This window comes from Cupriavidus phytohabitans, from assembly GCF_000426345.1.
In the GTDB taxonomy this organism is placed as follows: Bacteria; Pseudomonadota; Gammaproteobacteria; order Burkholderiales; family Burkholderiaceae; genus Cupriavidus.
In genome coordinates, this window is sequence record NZ_AUFE01000036.1 from 52,168 (window position 1) to 73,027 (window position 20,860).

General features: G+C 64.8%; 13 protein-coding genes and 3 pseudogenes. 12 read left to right on the forward strand and 4 right to left on the reverse strand.

Annotation, left to right across the window (positions count from 1 at the left end):
• Positions 1–100 precede the first annotated feature (100 nt).
• The 3 genes and pseudogenes from K309_RS40190 to K309_RS43060 all read right to left on the reverse strand — a co-directional run.
• A pseudogene (locus K309_RS40190) lies at positions 101–837 on the reverse strand (DNA-binding protein); the annotation flags it as partial.
• A 338-nt stretch (positions 838–1,175) separates the two neighbouring features.
• On the reverse strand, positions 1,176–2,066 hold the full coding sequence (locus tag K309_RS0123050; protein ID WP_029048616.1) for an HpcH/HpaI aldolase/citrate lyase family protein: 891 nt from the start codon (positions 2,064–2,066) through the stop codon (positions 1,176–1,178).
• A 357-nt stretch (positions 2,067–2,423) separates the two neighbouring features.
• Positions 2,424–2,646: pseudogene (locus K309_RS43060) on the reverse strand (DNA-binding protein); the annotation flags it as partial.
• 343 nt (positions 2,647–2,989) lie between these two features.
• Between K309_RS43060 and K309_RS0123060 the strand changes: the two are divergent.
• From K309_RS0123060 to K309_RS0123115, 12 genes and pseudogenes are all read left to right on the forward strand, one after another.
• Positions 2,990–4,441: an NAD-dependent succinate-semialdehyde dehydrogenase gene (locus K309_RS0123060; protein WP_029048618.1), complete on the forward strand. Its 1,452-nt coding sequence runs from the start codon at positions 2,990–2,992 to the stop codon at positions 4,439–4,441.
• 45 nt (positions 4,442–4,486) lie between these two features.
• Positions 4,487–5,914, forward strand: a complete 1,428-nt coding sequence (locus K309_RS37125; protein WP_051320563.1) for a Rieske 2Fe-2S domain-containing protein — start codon at positions 4,487–4,489, stop codon at positions 5,912–5,914.
• Positions 5,915–5,948: 34 nt separating this feature from the next.
• Positions 5,949–6,908 carry a PDR/VanB family oxidoreductase gene (locus K309_RS0123070; RefSeq protein ID WP_029048619.1) on the forward strand — a complete coding sequence of 320 codons (960 nt, stop codon included), beginning with the start codon at positions 5,949–5,951 and terminating at the stop codon, positions 6,906–6,908.
• 45 nt (positions 6,909–6,953) lie between these two features.
• Positions 6,954–8,645 carry a GMC family oxidoreductase gene (locus tag K309_RS37130; RefSeq protein ID WP_051320564.1) on the forward strand — a complete coding sequence of 564 codons (1,692 nt, stop codon included), beginning with the start codon at positions 6,954–6,956 and terminating at the stop codon, positions 8,643–8,645.
• Between the two features lie 169 nt (positions 8,646–8,814).
• On the forward strand, positions 8,815–9,603 hold the full coding sequence (locus tag K309_RS0123080; RefSeq protein WP_035878173.1) for a GntR family transcriptional regulator: 789 nt from the start codon (positions 8,815–8,817) through the stop codon (positions 9,601–9,603).
• Positions 9,604–9,700: 97 nt separating this feature from the next.
• Positions 9,701–11,158, forward strand: a complete 1,458-nt coding sequence (locus K309_RS0123085) for a sulfatase family protein (RefSeq protein ID WP_029048621.1) — start codon at positions 9,701–9,703, stop codon at positions 11,156–11,158.
• A gap of 274 nt (positions 11,159–11,432) precedes the next feature.
• Positions 11,433–12,749, forward strand: a complete 1,317-nt coding sequence (locus tag K309_RS37135; RefSeq protein WP_064737465.1) for an MFS transporter — start codon at positions 11,433–11,435, stop codon at positions 12,747–12,749.
• 101 nt (positions 12,750–12,850) lie between these two features.
• A complete protein-coding gene (locus K309_RS0123095; protein ID WP_029048622.1) occupies positions 12,851–13,813 on the forward strand; it encodes a Bug family tripartite tricarboxylate transporter substrate binding protein in 963 nt (320 codons plus the stop codon).
• 40 nt (positions 13,814–13,853) lie between these two features.
• Complete coding sequence (locus tag K309_RS0123100; protein ID WP_369796487.1) at positions 13,854–15,296, forward strand: FAD-linked oxidase C-terminal domain-containing protein; 1,443 nt, start codon at positions 13,854–13,856, stop codon at positions 15,294–15,296.
• A 22-nt stretch (positions 15,297–15,318) separates the two neighbouring features.
• Positions 15,319–16,401 carry a glycolate oxidase subunit GlcE gene (glcE, locus tag K309_RS0123105; RefSeq protein ID WP_029048624.1) on the forward strand — a complete coding sequence of 361 codons (1,083 nt, stop codon included), beginning with the start codon at positions 15,319–15,321 and terminating at the stop codon, positions 16,399–16,401.
• Positions 16,402–16,407: 6 nt separating this feature from the next.
• Positions 16,408–17,682: pseudogene (glcF, locus tag K309_RS37140) on the forward strand (glycolate oxidase subunit GlcF).
• On the forward strand, positions 17,679–19,460 hold the full coding sequence (locus tag K309_RS0123115; protein WP_084402505.1) for a SulP family inorganic anion transporter: 1,782 nt from the start codon (positions 17,679–17,681) through the stop codon (positions 19,458–19,460). Before glcF ends, K309_RS0123115 begins: the two are co-directional and overlap by 4 nt.
• Before the next feature lie 299 nt (positions 19,461–19,759).
• Here K309_RS0123115 and K309_RS0123120 read toward each other — a convergent pair whose 3' ends face one another.
• Positions 19,760–20,785, reverse strand: coding sequence for an IS110 family RNA-guided transposase (locus tag K309_RS0123120; protein ID WP_029048626.1), 1,026 nt, complete (start codon positions 20,783–20,785; stop codon positions 19,760–19,762).
• Between the last annotated feature and the right edge of the window lie 75 nt (positions 20,786–20,860).

The window sequence follows — 20,860 nt, forward strand, 5'->3', positions numbered from 1 at the left end:
CTGGCTTCACCCATGACGGGATCCGCGTCGCGCATCGCCTCAGCGATGGGAAGCTCCATCTGCCCCAATCCGTCCGTCGCCTTTCTCGCGACAAGGGGTTTAACCACTTGCTCAGCGCCGCGGCCTGTGCTTCCAGCTTCGCGCGGCCCTCCGCCTGCGCCACCGCGGCATCACGCGCCTCGCTGCGTACCGCGGCCAGTTCGCCGCGCAGGTCTTCGGCCGTGCGCTCGCTCTTCTGGCGCGCGGTGCGCTCCTGTTCCAGTTCGCGCAGGCTGCGCCGCTCGCTGGCTTCGGCGCGTTCCTGCGCGAGCGTCACCGCCTCGCGCGCCCGCTCCAGCTCCGTCGAGAATTGGGTACGCAGTTCCGCCAACTGGCGCCCTGCCGCCTCCAGCTCCCCCCGCCCCGCTTCCCAGCGCGCCCGTGTCGCGGCATGCGCCTGGCGTTCGGCCGCCAGTTCGGCCTGCACGGCGTCGTGCGCCTGGCGCGCCTCGCCCAACTGCGCAGAGAGCGCCAGCGCATCCGCGCGCGCGGCGGCGGTCTCGGCACGCGCCGCATCGCGCTCGGCCTCGGCCGCATTCGCCGCGTCGCGGGCTTCCGCCCGCAGCGCCGCCAGTTCGGCGCTGGCCGCTTCGTTGGCGGCCTGCCAGATCGTCTGGATGGCCCGGCGGCGATGTCCTTGAGCGCCTCGGGCAGGTCCGGGTGGTCGATGGTGACGCGGGTGCGCCCGCGCAGCTCCTGCCAGAACTGCTGCAGCACTTCGGCGGGCGTGCCCATGCTGCCCTTGCGCACCAGACTGTAGAGCTTGTTGGCGGTGGGTGTCACGCCATAGCGGAAGAAGGGGTGATCGTCCCTTTCGTGTTGATAGATACGGTCAGGCTCCAAGAGTCTTTGCGATTCAAGGGGTTGCGGTTGGGGCCGATATCTCGATTGCTGCGAAATCGGAAACCCTTGCTGGAGGCGGCTTTCCGGACCGTCACCGTTACGCACGATTCGGACGATCACCCCAGCTAGGGCCGTTGGCCTACTCACCCGTGCCCACACTCAAGCGTCGCTTCAAACTGGACAACGGACATTTGAGTTTCGAGTGCACTTGCCAATTCATCGGCCACCTGAATCGCGATCAGATAAACCGCACTCAGCGTGAGAAATCTGTCATCTCCATTGCGGCACCGCGGTCAATCTTCGTCGAGGTGGCACAGGATCCGGTGTGCCAGGCGCAGGTGGGGCCGGTCAATCATCGCATTTCCGAGTCTGGCCACGCCGGTCGCGCCGACCCGCGAGAAGGCATCGACCACCTCCCGGGCCCAGCGGATTTCTTCTTCCTGCGGCATGAACGCTTTGTTGATGGCGTCGATATGCGAGGGATGCGCAGCCGCCTTGGCCACAAAGCCGTCCCGCTTTGCTTGCGCGGCCTCCTCCTGGATCCGCGCCGGATCTGTAAGGCTCGTGCTGACCGCATCGATCGCGTCGATTCCGGCTTGGGCCGCGGCCATCAGACACATGGTGCGCGCCACGGAAAACGGCGCGGTGAGATCCTTGCCGATATGCGAGGAGAAAGCGCCAAGATCGGCCGCGAGGTCTTCCACGCCCCACATCAGCGCGCGCAGACGCATCGGCGCATTCCGGTAGGACGACAGTCCGAACACGCCTTCTGAGGACTCAGTCGCCATGGCAATGACGGACACCTCCCAGCTATCGTCCAGCAGCGCGCACTCGAACGCCGCCAGAAAATCGCACAGGCGATGGACATCATCGACGTTGCGGCACTTGGGCAGCACGATCGCGTTGGGTCGGTGCGGGATCACGGCGGCTAGGTCGCGCAAGATGTGGCCGGAGGCCAGCCCGTTGACACGCACCAGCACTGCCGACTCCATTTCGGTGCGGTTCCGCTCGAGGAAGCCAACCAGTTTTGCCCGCGCGTCTTCCTTGCCCTGCTCGGGCACGGCGTCCTCAAGGTCGAACACCAGCCCGTCCGCGGCGGACTTCAGCGAGGCCGCAAGCTTTCGGTCACTGTCGGCGGGAACAAAGAGAAGGGAACGCAAACGCTGGGGCAAGTTGTTATGCATGGTTGCAAATTCCGAAATGTTCAGACGTCAGGTGTGTGGTCGGGCCGCAGCGCGCAATGTTAGTAACAATGCCAGCGAACATATAACCTGGCAACCCGCGTTTTCCGAAACCACGTTTCGTTGGCGGCGAATGGCATAGCACCGCCCCTGCGGCGACGTCTCCGACGCGGAAGGGCTAGATGGCCCGCGGGCCCAGCAGGCAGTTCCGGCTTGACGGCGCGGGGGCACGTCCGGGCACCTTCGACTTGGCTGCCTTGCAGGCGCTTCCGGCGGTGACCCGTACGGTTGGTGCGAACACCTAGACCGGCGTGAGCCTGTGGGATCTGATCAATGCTGCCGGCACCCAGACCAACGCCGCTCGGTCGAGAATTGGGTACGCAGCTCCTGCAGCTGCCGGCCTGCCGCCTCTAGTTCTACCCGCCCCGCTTCCAACCTGGCTTGGGTGGCGGCGTGCGCCTGCCGCTCGGCGACGAGCGCTTCCTGGTTTTCCGCGAGCGATTCATCCAGCTGGGCCGAGAACGCCGCGGCGGCGGCGTCGTGCGGCCGCAGTCTCGGCGCGCATCGCGTCGCGCTCGGCCTCACGATCGGGATCGCGGACAGATTGTTACGCCCTCCCCTCATTCGCACCGGCGACAGGTGTGAGATTGCCGGAAGGCCTTGCCAACAAAGGCTTCCGGGGAAGCCGACAGATTTTGGTCTCGGCGTCGCACCGATCTTCGCTGTGAAGATTGAGGTACGAATCCGTAGAAACCCTGGGGTCGTGATTTCTTCTTTGCAAAGAAACTATATAGGACTATAGTTTATCCAACGAGAGACGTTCCCCTTTTGCAGAACGAGGCCCCAATGAAGACGATTCCTACCCAGACGAGACACCGCGCCGTGCAGTCCAGTCGCGCACGCGCCGCCCAGTTGCGGGAGGCCGCATGAGCGCCGCCGCGTATCCGCAACAACTCGGGCTGCTGATCGACGGTGCATGGCATTTCGCCGGCGGCCGCCAGACTCAGCCGGTCGTGAATCCCGCTACGGAAGAGATCCTGGCCCAGCTGCCACTGGCAACCGAGGAGGACCTGGATGCCGCGCTTGCCGCGGCACAGCGGGGCTTTGCCGCCTGGAGCGCGGTGTCGCCCTGGGAACGCGCCAGGATCATGCTCAAGGCTGCAGACCTGATCACCGCGCGCAAGCCCGACATCGCCCGCATGCTGACGCTGGAGAACGGCAAGCCGTTGGCCGATGCTCTGGGCGAGCTGGACCGCGTCATCGAAACCATCGTGTGGTGTGCGGAGGAAGGCAAGCGCGTCTATGGCCGCGTGATGGCGCCGCGCAGCCCCGGTGTAAGCGAAAGCACAATCAAGCGTCCGGCGGGCCCGGTGGCGGCCTTCGCGCCGTGGAATTTCCCGGCCTTCCTGGTCACGCGCAAGCTGGCGGCAGCGCTGGCCGCCGGCTGTTCGGTGGTGGTGAAGCCCGCCGAGGAAACGCCTGCGGCCTGCATCGAAGTGGTTCGCGCCTTTCAGGACGCCGGCGTTCCGGCAGGCGTGATCGGACTGGTTTTCGGCGTTCCGGCCCACGTGTCGCGGCGATTGATCGAATCACCGGTGATCCGCAAGGTTTCTTTCACGGGTTCCGTGCCGGTGGGCAGGCTGCTCTGCGGGATGGCAGGCGAGCAACTGAAGGCGGTGACCATGGAACTGGGCGGCCATTCGCCGGTGCTGGTGTTCGACGATGTTGATGTCCAGCGTGTGGTAAAGGCTTGCGTCGGCTTCAAGTTCCGCAATGCCGGCCAGGTGTGCTTGTCGCCCAACCGCTTCTTCGTGCATGAGCGCATCCATGACGAGTTCGTTTCGGAGTTCGTGCGCGCCACGCAGGAGATCCGAGTCGGAGACGGTCTGGACCCGGCCACGCAAATGGGGCCGCTCAACAATGCGCGCCGCCTCGCCGCGGCGGAAGCCTTTGTCGCCGATGCGCACAGCCGCCATGCACGCGTCCTGACCGGCGGCCATCGCATCGGCAAGCGTGGCTATTTCTACGCGCCAACCGTGCTGGCAGGGCTGGAACCCCAGGCCTCAATCCTGCATGAAGAGCCCTTCTGCCCGGTGGTGCCAGTGATGCCGTTTGCCACCCTGGACGAGGCCGTTGCGCAAGCCAACAACGTCGATTTCGGCCTTGCCGCCTACGCGTTCACAGGCTCGATCCGCACCGCCTCCCACCTGACCGAGGCCTTCGAGGCCGGCTGGATCGGCATCAACGGCTTCACCCCCTCGCTGGCAGACGCGCCGATCGGCGGCCTCAAGCAGAGCGGGGTCGGTTACGAAGGGGGCCCCGAAGGACTGGACGCCTACCTGCACACCAAGTACGTCAGCCAGGCCTGCCCACTGTAAGCGCGGCCCGCTCCCCACATCGACATTCCAGAAAGGAGACAAGCAATGAGCCAGTCCAAGCAAGAACACGTCCTCAAGCACATGCCCTTTGGTGGCTACTACAAACGCGACGTGCCGGGACCGGATACCGAACTCACGCACACCGGGCCGGGCACGCCCATGGGCGAATACATGCGCCGCTTCTGGCAGCCCGTATGCCTGTCCGAGCAGCTCACCGACCTGCCCAAGGCCATCCGCATCCTGGGCGAAGACCTAGTCGCGTTCCGGGACAAGCGCGGGCGCGTCGGCGTGCTGCATCGCCACTGCAGCCATCGCGGCGCATCGCTTGAGTACGGCATCATCACGGAAGACGGCATCCGCTGCTGCTATCACGGGTGGCACTACGGGCTCGACGGCACCTTGCTGGAAACACCTTGCGAACCCGCCGACAGCCGCCTGAAGGAGACCGTTTGCCACGGCGCGTATCCGGCCTTCGAGCGCGATGGCCTGGTCTTCGCCTACATGGGCGCGCCGGATGCCAAGCCTGAGTTCCCGGTCTTTGACGCCTATACGCAGCCCAAAGGCACGCGGCTGGTGCCATTCTCGAACGTCTATCCGTGCAACTGGCTGCAAGTGTTCGAGAACATCATGGATCATATGCACACCGCAGTGCTGCATAACCATATGACAGTCGAAGGCGTCGATGCCGAAACCTCGGCCGGCGTCTCGCTGGAAGGCTTCGGCGACATGCCGGTAATGCAGTGGGAGGCCACGCGCGGGGGCAACGGCATGATCTTCATTGCCGCGCGCCGCCTGCCAGAAGACAGGATCTGGGTGCGCATCACCGAGATGCTGTTCCCGAATTGCCTGCAGATCGGCTCGCTGGTCCCGACTGCCGCACGCGAGCGCCACTCCACCACGGCCATGACGCGTTGGCAGGTGCCCGTTGATGACACCAACATGATCATCTTCGGCTGGCGCCACTTCAATAATGAGGTCGACCCTGACCACCTCGGCAACGAAGCGGACTGCGGTGTCGACAAGATCGACTTCCTGGTCGGTCAGACCGGCAACCGCACCTATGAAGAGGGCCAGCGCGCGCCGGGCGACTGGGAAGCGCTGGTGAGCCAGCGCCCAATCGCCGTCCATGCGGTGGAGAACCCGGGGCGCTCCGACATCGGCGTCTACATGTGCCGCAAGCTGCTGCGCGAAGGCGCACGCGGGCAGCTGCAGGCGGATACGACGCGCACCGCAGCCATCGCTGCGGGCGACACGCTGCCCATGTACGCCCAGGATTCCGTGTTGTGCCTTCCCAAGGCCGCCGACGACCGCGCGCTGATGGCCAAGGTCGGCAAACAGGTCCTGGCGATCCTGAAGGAAGCCGATGCCCTGCCCAGTAGCGAACGCGACGCGCATGTGCGCCGGCGCCTGGACGACATCGACGGCGGGCTGGAGGGCGGTGCCACGGCGCTGCTGACCGGCACCGATGCATGAGCGGCAACAGGCGCCGTGGCAACCGGGAACCATCATGCTAGAACTCCGTATTCGATCCATCACCAACGAGGCCGTCGGCATCAATGCCTACGAACTCGTTGATCCGGCCGGCGCCGACCTGCCGGCCTTCACGGCCGGCGCCCATATCGACGTGCATATTCCAGGTGGATTCGTCCGCCAGTATTCGTTGAGCAACGATCCGACGGAGCGCAAGCGCTATGTCGTCGGCGTGCTCAATGTCGGCGATGGGCGTGGCGGGTCAAAGGCGCTGCATACCTCGTTGCGCGCGGGTGATCTGATCCGGGTCTCTGCGCCGCGCAACCACTTCCCGCTGGAGCCCAACGCCAGGCGCCACCTGCTGCTGGCCGGCGGCATCGGCATCACGCCGATGATGGCGATGGTCGCGCACCTGCGCGCGGCTGGGGCGGAGTTCAGGCTGCACTACTGCACGAGAACGCCTGAGCGCACCGCGTTTCGCGAGCAGCTGGCGCCGCTGGTGGAAGCGGGCAAGGCCGTCCACCATTATGACCATGGCGATCCCGCGCAAGGCCTGTCGCTGGCTGACCTGCTGCGCCATCCGGAGGTCGGCACGCACTTGTACTACTGCGGCCCCCCGGGATGGATGGCGGCCGTGTCCAAGGCAACGGCGCATTGGCCGCAGGACACGGTGCATTGCGAGTACTTCGCGGCGCCAACGGCGGCTTGGCCGCGTGCCGAGAACCCGGTCAGCGACGGCATTTTCGAGGTGCGCATCGCCAGCACCGGCCAGACGCTGGAGGTGCCTGCGGACAAGTCCATCGCACAGACCTTGCGCGAGGCGGGCATCACCTGCGAAACCTCTTGCGAGGCCGGTGTCTGCGGCACCTGCCGCACGCGCTACCTGGAAGGCACACCCGAGCACTGCGACTTCATTCTCAGTGACGAAGAGCGCAGCCAGTACCTGACAGTGTGCTGCTCGCGCTCGAGTTCCGAGCTGCTGGTGCTGGACCTCTAGCCGGCTGGCAGGCACGGCAGACCACCAAGACAAAAGGAGACAGGCATGACTGAGCGCACGTACGACTACGTCATCGTAGGCGCGGGATCCGCCGGCTGCGCGCTGGCCGGCCGGCTAAGCGAAGACGGACGCTATTCCGTGCTGCTTCTGGAAGCGGGCCCCGCCGACAAGAACATCTGGATCCACATCCCGATCGGCTACGGCAAGACCATGTTCGACGCCAGGTACAACTGGCAGTTCTATACCGAAGCCCAGCCGCACCTGAACCAGCGCAGGGTCTACTGGCCGCGCGGGCGCACGCTGGGGGGATCCAGCTCGATCAACGGCCTGGTCTATGTGCGCGGGCAAGCCGAGGACTATGACCACTGGGCGTCGCTGGGCAATGCTGGCTGGGCCTGGAAGGACGTCCTGCCGTATTTCATCAGGTCGGAGACCAACCACAGCCTTGGCGGCGCCTACCATGGCAAGAGCGGCCCGCTGCAGGTGTCGCCGATCCGCGAAAAGCACGAACTGGTCGAGGCCTTCATTGGCGCGGCGGGTGAGCTCGGCATTCCGCGTACTGACGATTTCAATGGTGCCAGCCAGGAAGGTGCCGGCTACTACCAGCTCACTTCCCGAAACGGCTGGCGCTGCTCCAGCGCCAAGGCGTACCTGAAGCCAGCGCGCAGTCGGCCGAACCTGGTGGTGGAAACCGATGCCCATACTTCGCATGTGCTGTTCGAAGGCACCACGGCCGTCGGCGTCAGCTTCCGTCAGCACGGGCGCCAATGCACTGCGCGTGCGACGCGCGAAGTCATCCTCTGTGCCGGCGCGATCCAGTCGCCGCAGTTGCTGCAGCTGTCCGGCGTCGGGCCCGCGGCGTTGCTGCGCAGCCATGGCATTCCGGTGGTAGCCGACTCTGCCGGTGTCGGCGAGAACCTGCAGGACCACCTGCAAGTCCGCCTGATGTACAAGTGCGCCAAACCGATCACCACCAACGACGACTTGCAGAGCCTGTGGCGCCGGATGAAGATCGGCCTGAAATGGATGCTGTTCCGCAAGGGGCCGCTGGCCATCGGTATCCAGTTGGGCGGCCTGTTCACGCGCGCGCTCAAGGACGCCGGCACGCCGGACATCCAGTTTCATTTTGGCACCATCAGCGCAGACAGCACCGCGGGCAAGCCACATGCGTTTTCGGGATTCACAATGTCGATGTGCCAACTGCGGCCGACCAGCCGAGGCTCGCTTCGCATCACCTCGCGCGATCCCTCTGTGCCGCCGGCAATGACCCCGAACTACCTGGCCACCAGGCACGATCAGTCCGTCATGATCGCCGGCGTAAAGGTGGCGCGCGCGCTGGCACGCTCCCGCAGCCTGTCGCCGTACATCCTCGCCGAGCACCTTCCCGGCGCGGGCGTACAGACCGATGAGGAAATCCTGGAGTTCATCCGCGCCTACGGCTCGAGCATTTTCCATCCCGTAGGCACTTGCCGGATGGGCAACGATGCCGGCGCGGTGCTCGATGAGCGCCTGCGCGTGCGCGGCGTGCGCCGCCTGCGGGTGGCCGACGCCTCCATCATGCCTACGCTGGTGTCAGGAAATACCAATGCCCCGGCGATCATGATCGGGGAGAAGGCGGCCGACATGATCCTGGAGGATGCCGATCCGGGCCGGGGAGAGGTATTGCCTGCGCTGTTGACCGTATCGGGCGCGCAAGGCGAGTGCACCGTGGCGCCAGTCCCGGCAATGCATGCCTGAAGCCAGCGCCGGAAGGCACCCCGGAGGAGAGAAGCGTTAGGATATATTTAGCGGCTTGAAGGTATCGGATCCCGCCCTGGCGATGCCAGCGTCGGCCCGGAACCGCCGGCAACCCCGCCAGGACGGGGCCGATGCCGCGACGAACACAACGCTTTCTGAGGCAACAATCATGGCAGAACCCACCGACCACGCAGGGATCTTCGCGCAGCTCCGGCGTCCGAGCAAAGGCGGACAGCCGAAATACGTGAGGCTGACTGACGCATTGGTGGAAGCCATCACCTCCGGCTATTGGAAGCCGGGGGACAAGCTGCCGACTGAAGAGGAGTTGGCGGAGTTGACCCCGTTCAGCCTTGGCACCGTGCAGCGCGCACTGCGCAACCTGTCGGAACAGGGCATTGTGGTGCGCCAGCACGGGCTGGGGAGCTTCGTTGCCGAAACCGACCTGCGCCTGGAAGACCCCTGGCACTGCCGCTTCCTCGATGACGACGGCGAAAGCTACTTGCCGATCTATTCGAAAGCGCTCAAGCGCGAGGCGGTCAAGGGTAACGGTCCGTGGTCGGCTCACTTCCCCCACGGCTTCGACAATGTGTTCCGGATCGACCGTGTGATTAACGTTAACAACGAGTTCAACGTCTTCACCCAGTTCTATACCGATCGACGTCTGCTGCCAGCCTTGTGGGAAACGCCGCTGGCCAAGCTGAATGGGGTGAACTTCAAACGCCTGATCGCACGCGAATCGAATGTGCCAATCACCCGCGTCGGGCATTTCGTGCGCGCCACGCAGTTCGACGACCGGATCGTGTCCCTGCTTGAGGTGCAACCGCCTGCCTTCGGGATCTTCATGCAGGCGGTCGCCCAGATGGGGCGCGAAGCGTGCGTGTATTACCAGGAGTTCTTCATCCCGCCCACCAATCGGACCCTGTCCATTCCGGATGAGACAGCGGCCGGGCGCAGATGATATTGCGCGGGTAGGGCCGCGTCGCCCTACCCTCCGGTTTCAAAAAATTTTGTCGTGAACGAAACTATATAGCTCCATAGTAATACCGAGGAAAGAAATGACCAAAACCCCAAAGAACTTGCTAATCATCATGTCTGACGAGCACAACCCAAAGATGCTGGGTTGCGCGGGACATCCTATCGTCGAAACCCCCAACCTGGACCGGCTTGCGGCTAGTGGGACGCGCTTCAGTTCGGCCTACTGCACCAGCCCTGTCTGCATCCCAGCGCGCGCTTCCTTCGCGGTCGGCAAGTACATCCACCAGATGGGCTATGCCGACAATGCGGATGCCTACGACGGCGTGGTCCCGAGTTGGCACCACAAGTTGCGCGAGCGCGGCCACCGCGTAGTGTCGATCGGCAAGCTGCATTTCCGCGAGGAAGGCGAGGACCACGGCTTTTCCGAGGAAATCATCCCCATGCACATCATCGAAGGAAAAGGCGACCTGATGGGGCTGGTGCGCAGCGACTTGCCGGTACGCAAAGGCGCTTACAAGATGGCCAACCTGGCCGGCCCCGGCGAAAGCCAGTACACCTTCTACGACCGCGAAATTGCCGCGCGCGCCCAAGTCTGGCTGCGCGAAGAGGCAGCAAAGCATGACGACAAGCCGTGGGTGCTCTTTGTCTCCTTCGTCGCCCCGCACTTTCCCCTCACCGCGCCGCCGGAGCATTTCTACAAGTACTACGACCGCGACCTGCCGCTGCCCAAGCTCTACGCGCGCCATGAGCGCCCCGACCACCCCTACCTCGTCGACTATCGCAGCAGTTTCAACTACGACGACTACTTCGACGCAGCCAAGCTGAAGAAGGCGCTCGCAGGCTACTACGGCCTGTGCTCGTTCCTGGACGAGAATATTGGCAAGGTGCTGCAGGCGCTCAGCGAAGCCGGGCTGGCCGACGATACCCGCGTCCTCTACACCAGCGACCACGGCGACAACCTGGGCGCGCGCGGCATGTGGGGCAAGTCCACTATGTTCGAGGAAGCGTCCGGCGTGCCGCTGATCTTGGCCGGCCCGGATATCCCGGCAGGCAAGGTGATTGACACCCCTGCCAGCCACGTCGATGCCTACCCGTTCATTCTGGAAGCGGTTGGCGTCGACGAGCCCGCGCTGCGCGACGGCTTTCCCGGCGTGTCGCTAAATGATCTTGCCGACGGCGAGAAGCCCTCACGCAACGTGCTGGTGGAATACCACGGCATGGGATCGGCGACTGGCGCTTTCATGATTCGCCACAAGCAGTACAAGTACATCTACTACGTGGATTACCCGCCGCAGCTGTTTGACCTAGCCGCCGATCCGGAAGAAGTCCACGACCTCGCGCAAGAGCCCACCTCTGCGGCGGTGCTCAATGACTGCCACCAGCGCCTGCTTGCCATCTGCGACCCCGTCGCCGTAGACAACAAGGTGAGGCAGCGTCAGGCCGAACTGCTCGAGGCCAACGGCGGCCGCGACTTCGTGATTCAGCGCGGCGACCTTGGCTTCAGCCCGCCCCCGGGCGCCGCCATCGTCTTCGACTGACACTGGCCCACCACGCCGCTCGCCTTGCGCCGAGGCACTAAGATTTGAACAACAGCCGAGGAAGCAAACGGCGAGCGGGCGGCCCGAACTAAGCAACTACATAGAAGAGCTGAAAGGCCCCACCGATACCGGAGGTAGACATGCCGCAACGCCACGCCAGGGCGCATCGCCCTGCACCGCACGATCACCCAGCCGTGCCACCAGATCCAGGAAACGCCAGGCGCTTGTACCAGAACGCTTGAAGTCACATCTGATTCCTTCCTGGGAGTGAACTATGTCACGCATTCAAAACGCCAACTTACGCGGCTGGGTCATCACCATCATGCTCGCGCTGTTCATGGTGATCAATTTCATGGATAAGGCGATCCTTGGCATCGTGGCCAAGCCGCTGATGGCGGAGCTGCATATCTCGCCGTCCGAGTTCGGCATGATCGCCAGCAGCTTCTTCCTGCTGTTCTCGATCTCGGCCATCGGCTTCGGCTTTGTCGCCAACCGCGTCTCGTCGAAGGCGCTGTTGCTGGTGTGTGCGGGCATCTGGGGTATCTCCCAGTTCCCGCTCGCATTCACCGCCTCGGTGCCGCTGCTGTACTTCTCGCGCATCCTGCTCGGCGCCGGCGAAGGGCCAGCCTATCCGCTGGCGCTGCATGCCTGCTACAAGTGGTTCCGCAACGACCGGCGCAACCTGCCCTCCGCGATCATCTTCCAGGGCGTCACCGCCGGCCTGCTGATTTCGGGCCCGCTGCTGACTTACGTGCTGGTGCGCTGGAGCTGGCATGCCGCCTTCATGACACTGGGCATCGCCAGTTTGGTGTGGATGGTGCTGTGGATGTTCCTCGGCGCCGAGGGCCACATTGGCAGCGACGACAAAGCGGTCGGTGCGCAGCAGGCGTCGGTGCACGTCTCGTATGGCACGCTGCTGACCGACCGGACCTTCCTGGCCAACATGTTGCTTTACTGGACCACGTACTGGATCTTCTCGGTCATGTTCACCTGGGTGCCGTCTTACCTCGGCACGGTGATGCATTACGACGCCACCGCCACGGGCTGGATGTTCATGCTGTTCACGGCATTCAACATCCCAATCGTGCTGGGGGGCTCGTGGCTGTCTGAGCGCATGCTCAAGCGTGGCGTGGCCTCGGTGCGAGCACGCGCCTGGCTCACCTGTGCTTTCGCGCTGGCCGGCGGCGTGCTGATCTGCGTGTCGGTCTATGGCGTTCAGCAACCCCTACTCAAGGTGATCCTGCTGGCTGTGGGCTGCAACCTCCCGCAGATCACGTTCGTGCTCAGTTCTACCATCGTGGCGGAGATCGTTCCCGACAGCCAGCGCTCCGGCATGATGTCGATCAACAGCGCCCTGGCCACCACCGGCGGCCTGGTTGCGCCGGCGCTGATGGGCAAGCTGATCCAGGGCGCGTCGACGCCTGGCATCGGCTACGACAACGGTTTTGTCCTGGCGGGCGTGCTGTCGGTCGTGGCCAGTGTGATCGGCTTCTGCGTCATCAATCCCGAGGCCAGCAAACGGCGCTTCGCCGCGCGCGGCCTGCGGCGCGGATCTGCCGGGGCCGACCCGCGAGCCGTGCTCGCAGACTGATCCTCCTCCACCCCTGTCGCATTCCGAACCCTGCCCGTGCGGCCTCGCCGCCGGGTAGCGGGAACCGGCACGCCCACATTACTGCAAGAGGAAAAAGGAACATGCTATCCATCCCCAGGATCGTGGCGGCACTGGCCGCGCTCGTACTTTCGGCCAGTGCCGCGGCGGCCCAGCCTGTCCGGCTCGTGGTCGGCTATCCGGCCGGCGGCGGCGTCGATACCGTGGCCAGGCTTATCGCCACGAAGCTGAGCGAGTCTTCCGGCAGCGCCTTCCTGGTCGACAACCGCAGCGGCGCGAGCGGTCTTATCGGCGCCGGGTATATCGCCAAGAGCGCGCCAGACGGCAAGCAGTTCCTGGTGGCATCCCCTGCTGAAATCGTCGTCAGCCAGGCGGCGGGCCAGAAGCTGCCTTATTCCCCGAGCCGCGACCTGGTTCCGGTGATCCTGATCGGCGAGACGCCGCTTGCCGTCGTGACCCATCCCTCGCTCGGCGTCAGCCAGCTCGGACAACTGCTCGCTGCGACCGGAGCCGCCAAGACGGAAATCGCCTATGGCACGCCCGGCAGCGGCAGCTCCATGCATTTTGCCGGCGCCATGCTCGGCATGGCTGGCAAGCTGCCGCTGGTGCACGTGCCATATAAGGGCGCCGCGCCGGCACTGAACGACCTGCTGGGCGGACAGGTGCAGCTTGGCGTCATGGGCCTGCCGCCCGTGCTGCAGTTCCACCGCAACGGCAAACTGAAGATTCTGGCGGTCACAACCCGGCAGCGCTCGCCGGCGCTGCCTGACGTACCAACGGTTGGCGAACTGATTGGCAACAGCGACTATCGCTTCTCGAACTGGATGGGCGTGTTCGCGCCGGCCAATACACCAGCGGCCGAGGTCGCGCAGTTGAATCAGCGCATTAACCAGGCCTTGCAGGACAATGACGTTTGCCAGCGGCTGGCGCTCAGCGGCGTGGAGCCGATAGGCGGGACGCCTGAGCGCTTTGCGGCCTTCCTAAAGGAGGAGGAGAAACGCTACACCGCGATCGCCGGCATGGCGGGGATCCGCTATGCCGAATAGTGCCGTTGCGAGCCGGCAGGAGGCAGCCTCCCCGCAATCGATGCTGCTGGACGCACTGTCCCGTGTGTTGACCGACGCGGCCGTGCTGTGGACTGCGGAAGACACGGCACCGTATGAGTGCGACGGGCTGGTTGCACACCGCCAGGTGCCCGTGGCGGTGGTGCTGCCAGAAACCGCCGGACAGGTCGCCGAGGTACTGCGCATTTGCCATCGTCTGGGCGTGCCGGTGGTGCCGCGCGGCGCGGGCACCAGCCTGTCCGGGGGCGCCAAGCCGCTCGCTAATGGGCTCGTGCTGTCGATGGCGCGCTTCAAGCAGATTCTCGACGTCGATCCGCACTCGCGTACTGCCACCGTGCAGCCGGGCGTGCGTAACCTGGTCGTATCGGAGGCGGCGGCCCGCCATGGGCTCTATTACGCGCCAGACCCCTCCTCGCAGATTGCCTGCACCATCGGCGGTAATATTGGCGAGAACGCTGGCGGCGTGCATTGCCTGAAATACGGGCTGACGTTGCATAACGTGTCGAGCGTGCGCGGCCTGACCATGCGCGGCGAGCCGGTCGAGTTTGGTTCGCTCGCCCCGGACGCGCCAGGCTTTGACTTGCTGCCGCTCGTGATCGGTTCCGAGGGCATGCTGGCCGTGGTGACCGAGGTTTGCCTGAAACTCGTGCCCAAGCCCCAGCTCGCGCGCGTCATCATGGCTAGCTTCGACGACGTAGGGCAAGGCGGCAACGCGGTCGCCGAGGTGATCGCCGCAGGCATCATTCCCGCCGGTCTCGAAATGATGGACAAGGCCGCCACCATCGCCGTCGAGCAGTACGTGAATGCCGGCTATGACCTGCAGGCGCAGGCCATCCTGCTGTGCGAGTCGGATGGTACGCCGGAAGAGGTGGCCGAAGAGATCGAACGGATGACCCAGGTGTTGCGCCGCTGCGGCGCCACGCGCATCCAGGTGTCTGCCAGCGAGGAGGAACGCCTGCGCTTCTGGAGCGGGCGCAAGAACGCCTTTCCGGCCGCAGGCCGCATCTCGCCTGACTATTACTGCATGGACGGCACCGTACCGCGCAAGCATATCGGCACGCTGCTGGGCCGCATTCGGCAGATGGAGTCCCGCTACGAGCTCCGCTGCATCAACGTGTTCCATGCCGGCGACGGCAACATGCATCCGCTGATCCTGTTCAATGGTGCCGATGCGCGGGAATGGCACCGCGCTGAACAGTTCGGCACGGACATCCTCGAGGTCTGCGTTGAGTTAGGTGGCACCGTGACCGGCGAGCACGGCGTGGGCGTGGAAAAGCTCGACGTCATGTGCACCCAGTTCACTGCGCCAGAACGCGAGATGTTCTTCCGCGTGAAGGCCGCCTTTGATCCGGAGCGCCTGCTTAATCCCGACAAGGCGATTCCCACGCTGGCGCGTTGCGCGGAATACGGCCGGCAGCGCGTCTGCGGTGGCCTGCTGCCCCACCCTGACTTGCCGCGCTTCTGATCGCGGCTGCTTCCTGATCTCCATGCAAGCCCTCATCGAATCCTTCCGCACCACCATCCGGCACGCCAGTGGGCAGCGCCGGCCCCTGCGCCTGCGCGGCGCGGGCACCAAGGACTTTTACGGCAACGCGCCGCAGGGCGAGCCGCTGGACACACGCCAGTTCTGCGGCATCGTCGACTACGACCCCACCGAGCTCGTCATCACCGCGCGCTGTGGTACGCCGCTGGCCGAGATCGAGGCCGAATTGGCGCAGCGCCGACAGCTGCTGGCTTTCGAAGCCCCGCGCTTTGGCGCCGGCGGCACGCTCGGCGGCGCCATCGCCGCCGGCCTGTCGGGGCCGCGCCGGCAGGCGGTCGGGGCGCTGCGCGATTTCGTGCTCGGGGTGCAGATGATGGATGGCCGCGGCGATCTGCTGAACTTTGGCGGCCGGGTGGTGAAGAACGTGGCGGGGTATGACGTGTCACGGCTCATGGCAGGCTCGCTCGGTACGCTGGGGCTGATCCTCGAGGTATCGCTGAAAGTCCTGCCGATGCCGTTTGCTGAGCAAAGCCTGTGCTTCGAGATGGACGAGCCCACCGCGCTGGCGCGCCTCAATGCCTGGGGCGGGCAGCCGCTGCCGATCAGCGCCTCTGCCTGGGCCGATGGCGTACTGCGCCTGCGCTTGTCAGGCGCTGGCGCCGCGGTGGCGGCCGCGCGCCAGAAGCTGGGTGGGGAGTGGATGACGGAGACAGATGCAGCAGCCTTCTGGAAGGGCCTGCGCGACCATTCCCTGACGTGGTTCGACAGCGCTCGCCAAGGCGCCACCCTGTGGCGGCTGGCCGTGCCTTCGACCACCCCGGCGCTTCCCCTGTTCGGCCGACAACTGATCGAGTGGGGCGGCGGGCAGCGCTGGTGGCTGACCGACGCCAGCCCGGGCCACGTGCGGACTGTAGCTGCCGCGGCGCGAGGCCACGCCACGTTGTTTCGCAACGGCGGTGACGGCCGCCATGGGGGCGATGTGTTCACGGCGCTGCCACAGCCATTGCTCGATATCCATCAGCGGCTAAAAGACGCGTTCGATCCCGCCCGCATATTCAACCCTGGCCGCCTGTACGCCCAACTCTGAATCCCCATGCAAATCCAGCTTGCCCAGTTCCTGCGCGACAGCGCCCATGGCGAGGAAGCCGCCACCATCGTCCAGAAATGCGTCCATTGCGGCTTCTGCACCGCGACCTGCCCGACCTACCAGCTGGCGGGCGATGAACTCGACGGACCGCGCGGACGCATCTACCTGATGAAGCAGGTGATGGAAGGCGCTGGAGTTAGCGAGAGCACCCGCCGCCATCTCGACCGCTGCCTGAGCTGCCGCAATTGCGAGTCGACCTGTCCCTCGGGGGTCAATTACGGGCGCCTGGTGGATATCGGCAAGGCCGTCGTCGATGAGCGGCTGGCGGCGCAAGGCATCAGACGCCCGCTGCCCCAGCGCGCCCTGCGCTGGCTGCTGCGCGAGGGCTTGTCGCGCCCCGCGTTGTACAACCCGGCCATGCGGCTGGGCCAGGCGGTGCGGCCGCTGCTGCCCGCCAGCCTGCAGCGCAAAGTTCCGGCGCGGGTCAAGCCCGGTCAGTGGCCGACCACGACACACACGCGCACGATGATCCTGCTGGACGGCTGCGTGCAGCCCGCCATGTCGCCGAACATCAACGCAGCCGCGGCACGAGTGCTGGACCGGCTCGGCATCCGGCTGCTGCGCGCCGCGCGCGCCGGATGCTGCGGCGCCATCCGCCACCATCTGAGCGACCATGACGGCGCGCTGGCACAGTTGCGCCGTAACATCGACGCCTGGTGGCCGCAGGTGGAGGCAGGCGCCGAGGCCATCGTGATCACCGCCTCCGGCTGCGGGGTCATGGTCAAGGAATACGGGCACCTGCTGCGCTTCGATCCAGCATACGCCGCGAAAGCGGCGCGGATCTCCGCGCTGTGCCGCGACCTGAGCGAGCTGTTGCCCGCGCATCGCGACCGGCTGGTGTCGATGCTACCTCGTGCGGCCGGCCCGGCGGAGCGCCAGCGCGTGGCCTATCATCCGCCCTGCACGCTGCAGCACGGCCAGCGCATCCGCGGCAAGGTGGAAGCGCTGCTGGGAGCGTTAGGAATCGAGGTTTCATTGTGCGCCGACAGCCATTTGTGCTGTGGCTCCGCTGGCACTTACTCCGTGCTGCAGCCTGAGTTGGCCAGCCGCCTGCGCGACCAGAAGCTCACCAGCCTGCACGCCAGTGCACCATAGTCCATTGTCTCTGCCAATATCGGCTGCATCGCGCACCTGCAAGGCGGCACCGACACGCCGGTCCGACACTGGATCGAACTGGTCGACCAGTTGCTGAATCCCGCAATGCCGGGACAGGCGTCATGACCACAGTCTTGCGCCAAACCTTTCATCGCGTGCGAGGTAGCCTGGTGCCTGCCTGGTGCCAGCGCATCGGTGTCGCCACGCTGCGCGCGGACCTGATGGCGGGGCTGCTCGGCGCGGTGCTAGTGCTGCCGCAAGGAGTTGCCTTTGCCACACTGGCCGGGCTGCCGCCGGAGTACGGCATCTATACCTCGGTAGTGCCGTGCATCGTAGCCGCGCTCTTTGGCTCGAGCTGGCATGTCATGTCAGGGCCGACCAATGCCAACTCGCTAGCGCTGTTCGCCATGTTGGGCCCGTTGGCCGTGCCGGGCAGTGCCGACTATGTCGGCTTGGCGGTGGTGGTCGCCATCCTGGTCGGCGCCATGCAGCTGCTGATTGGCCTGTTGCGGCTGGGCTCCGTCGCCAATTTCATCTCCCCGTCCGTACTGCTGGGTTTTACGGGGGGCGCGGCCGCGCTGATCGGGCTGTATGGGCTCAAGGACTTCTTTGGCCTGTCCGTGCCCACCGGCACCAGCGCCTTCGGCGTGGTTGTCCATCTGCTGCGGCATCTGGACGCGGTCAGCCCGGCCGCGCTGGCCGTTGGCGTCACCACTATAGTCGTGACCGTCCTGGCGCGGCGCATATCGGCCCGGCTGCCTTTCATGCTAATTGGCTTGCTTGGAGGCTACTGCGCCGCGCTGCTAGTGGCCATGCCAGCGCTCGGCGGCCACCGGGCGGACGTGGTTGGCGCCATTCCTTCCGCTTTGCCGCCATTCCACGTGCCGCATGTCTCCTGGCAAGCGCTGCCCGAATTGCTTGGCATTTCCGCCGCGCTGACTATCGTGGCGCTGGGCCAGTCGATCTCGATTGCCAAGGCGGTGGCAATGCGGTCGGGCCAGCATATCGACGCCAACCGAGAGTTTGTCGGCCAAGGCCTTTCCAACCTAGCGGGCGGCTTCTTTTCCTCCTATGTTTCATGTGGGTCGCTCGGCCGCTCGATGCCAAACTTCGAAGCCGGCGCACAGACGCCACTGGCTAGCGTGTTCTCGGCAGTGCTGCTTGTCGTGCTGGTCGCCTTCAGCGCGCCCTTGCTGGCGCAGTTGCCCCTGGCGGCAATCGCGGCCATGCTGCTGCTGGTATCCGCGAGCCTGATCAACGCTGGCAAGCTGCGCCAACTGGCACGGCACAGCCGCAGCGAGTTCGTTATCGCCATCTGCACCTTCGCCGCAACGCTGGTCCTGCGGCTCGAATTGGCGGTGCTGCTGGGTAGCATGCTGTCTTTGGTGGCCTATTTATACCGCACGTCCCGGCCCGCCATACGAAGCCTGGTGCCCGATCGAAACGACCCCGCACGCCCCTTTACGCCTATCGATGCGCTGGAAGACACGCAGCCCGAATGTCCGCAACTCAAGCTGGTGCGGGTCGAGGGCGCTGTCTATTTCGGTGCGGTTCAGTATGTGACCGACCGCCTGCAGGCCATGCGCTGTCGGAATCCGGCGCAGAAGCACCTGCTGGCTATGGTCCGGAGCATGAATTTCATCGATCTGGCAGGCGCCGAGCTATGGGAGCACGAACTAGCCGATCGACGCGCGGCCGGCGGCGACGTCTACTTCCACCGACCGCGCCAAGACGTGTGCAAGGTGTGGGACCGCACCGGCTTCACCGACCGGATTGGCACCGGCAACATTTTCCGCAACAAGGATGAAGCGCTCCGCGCGGTGCTGTCCAGGCTGGACCCCCAGGTTTGCGAGACCTGTACAGTGCGAATCTTCAAGGAATGCGAGGAAAGAAATGGCCGCTAGATGGGGCGATCGTCCTTTTGCTGCATGTATGGACCCGACGCCTTTTGCAAGCTTCTTGTTCGTGATATCGAAACGGTCTGCATACATGTATCCGGCTTGCCCGATGGGCGCTTGCCGAAGCACGCCCGCAGCCTCGATGAGATCCGCGCATCCCGTCCTTAGCAGATTGGCGGCGTGCCTCACGGGCCGCCGACAGCAAAAACAGGCTTTAGGATGCTGGTTCAACCAATTTCGTCATCGCTTTGAGAAGCTTCGCAATCCTGTGTGGGTATCCTCCTCCTTGCAAGCTGGTTGTTGGGTTATACAGCCGCGTTGCGCGCTATGTAGGTCGAGTCGCTGCTGAGCAGCGCCTGGATGACGCGCGCGTTTTTGTTGGCCAGCGCGACTGCCGCGCAGTTGTGCCCCCGTCGCGCGATCAGCTGCTGCAGCCAGATGCTCTGCGGATCAACCTTATTCGTTGCGTAGCGGAGAACCGCCCGCGCCCCGTGGATCAGCAGGGTCCGCAGGTAGGTGTCGCCGCGCCGGCTAATGCCGTGCAGCCGAGGTTTGCCTCCCGAGGAATACTGACGTGGCACCAGGCCCAGCCAAGCCGCCAGATGCCGCCCGTTCCTGAATTGCTTGGCGTCGCCGACAGCGGCAACCATGGCTGTGGCGGTGATCGGACCAATGCCAGGCACTTCCGCGATCTTCTTGCACAGCGCGGATTGCTTCATGAACGACTGGATAGACGCTTCGATCAGCTGGACACGTTCCTCGATTGCCTTCAGGTGCTGCATCAGATCAGTCAGCAGCGTCTGGCAGAACGATGTCAATTCGTCGGCGCTCTTGCTGAGTAGTTCCGGGATTGCGCGTTTGAACGCCTCGGGTGAACGCGAAATCGTGAGTCCTCGTTCACCGAGCAAGCCACGCATCTGGTTGATCATGGCTGTACGGTGGCGGATCAGGACTGCGCGCATCCGATGTGCGGCCTGGATGTCCTGTTGCTCGACCGATTTGACTGTAACGAAGCGCATGGCGGGTCGGCTGGCGGCCTCGACGATTGCTTCGGCATCGTTGCGATCATTCTTGTTGGTCTTAACGAACGGTGACACATACTGTGGACTGATTAGCCGGACCTCAATGCCGAGCGACTGAAAGCGACGTGCCCAGTGATGGGCGGTGCTGCAGGCTTCCATAACGACCATCCTCGGATTCAGTGTGCGCACCGCCTCCAGGAGCGAGCCACGCGAAACCTTCGCTCGATGCACGGGGCGTCCGCGCTGGTCGGCGCCATGGAGCTGAAAGACTTGTTTGGCAAGATCGATGCCAAGGATGTCGATTTCCACGATGAACCTCCACGTGTCAGGTTGAGGTCGACAGTGTCCCCCGAAGGGAGGCGCCGGGTCCATCTCAGTAGATTG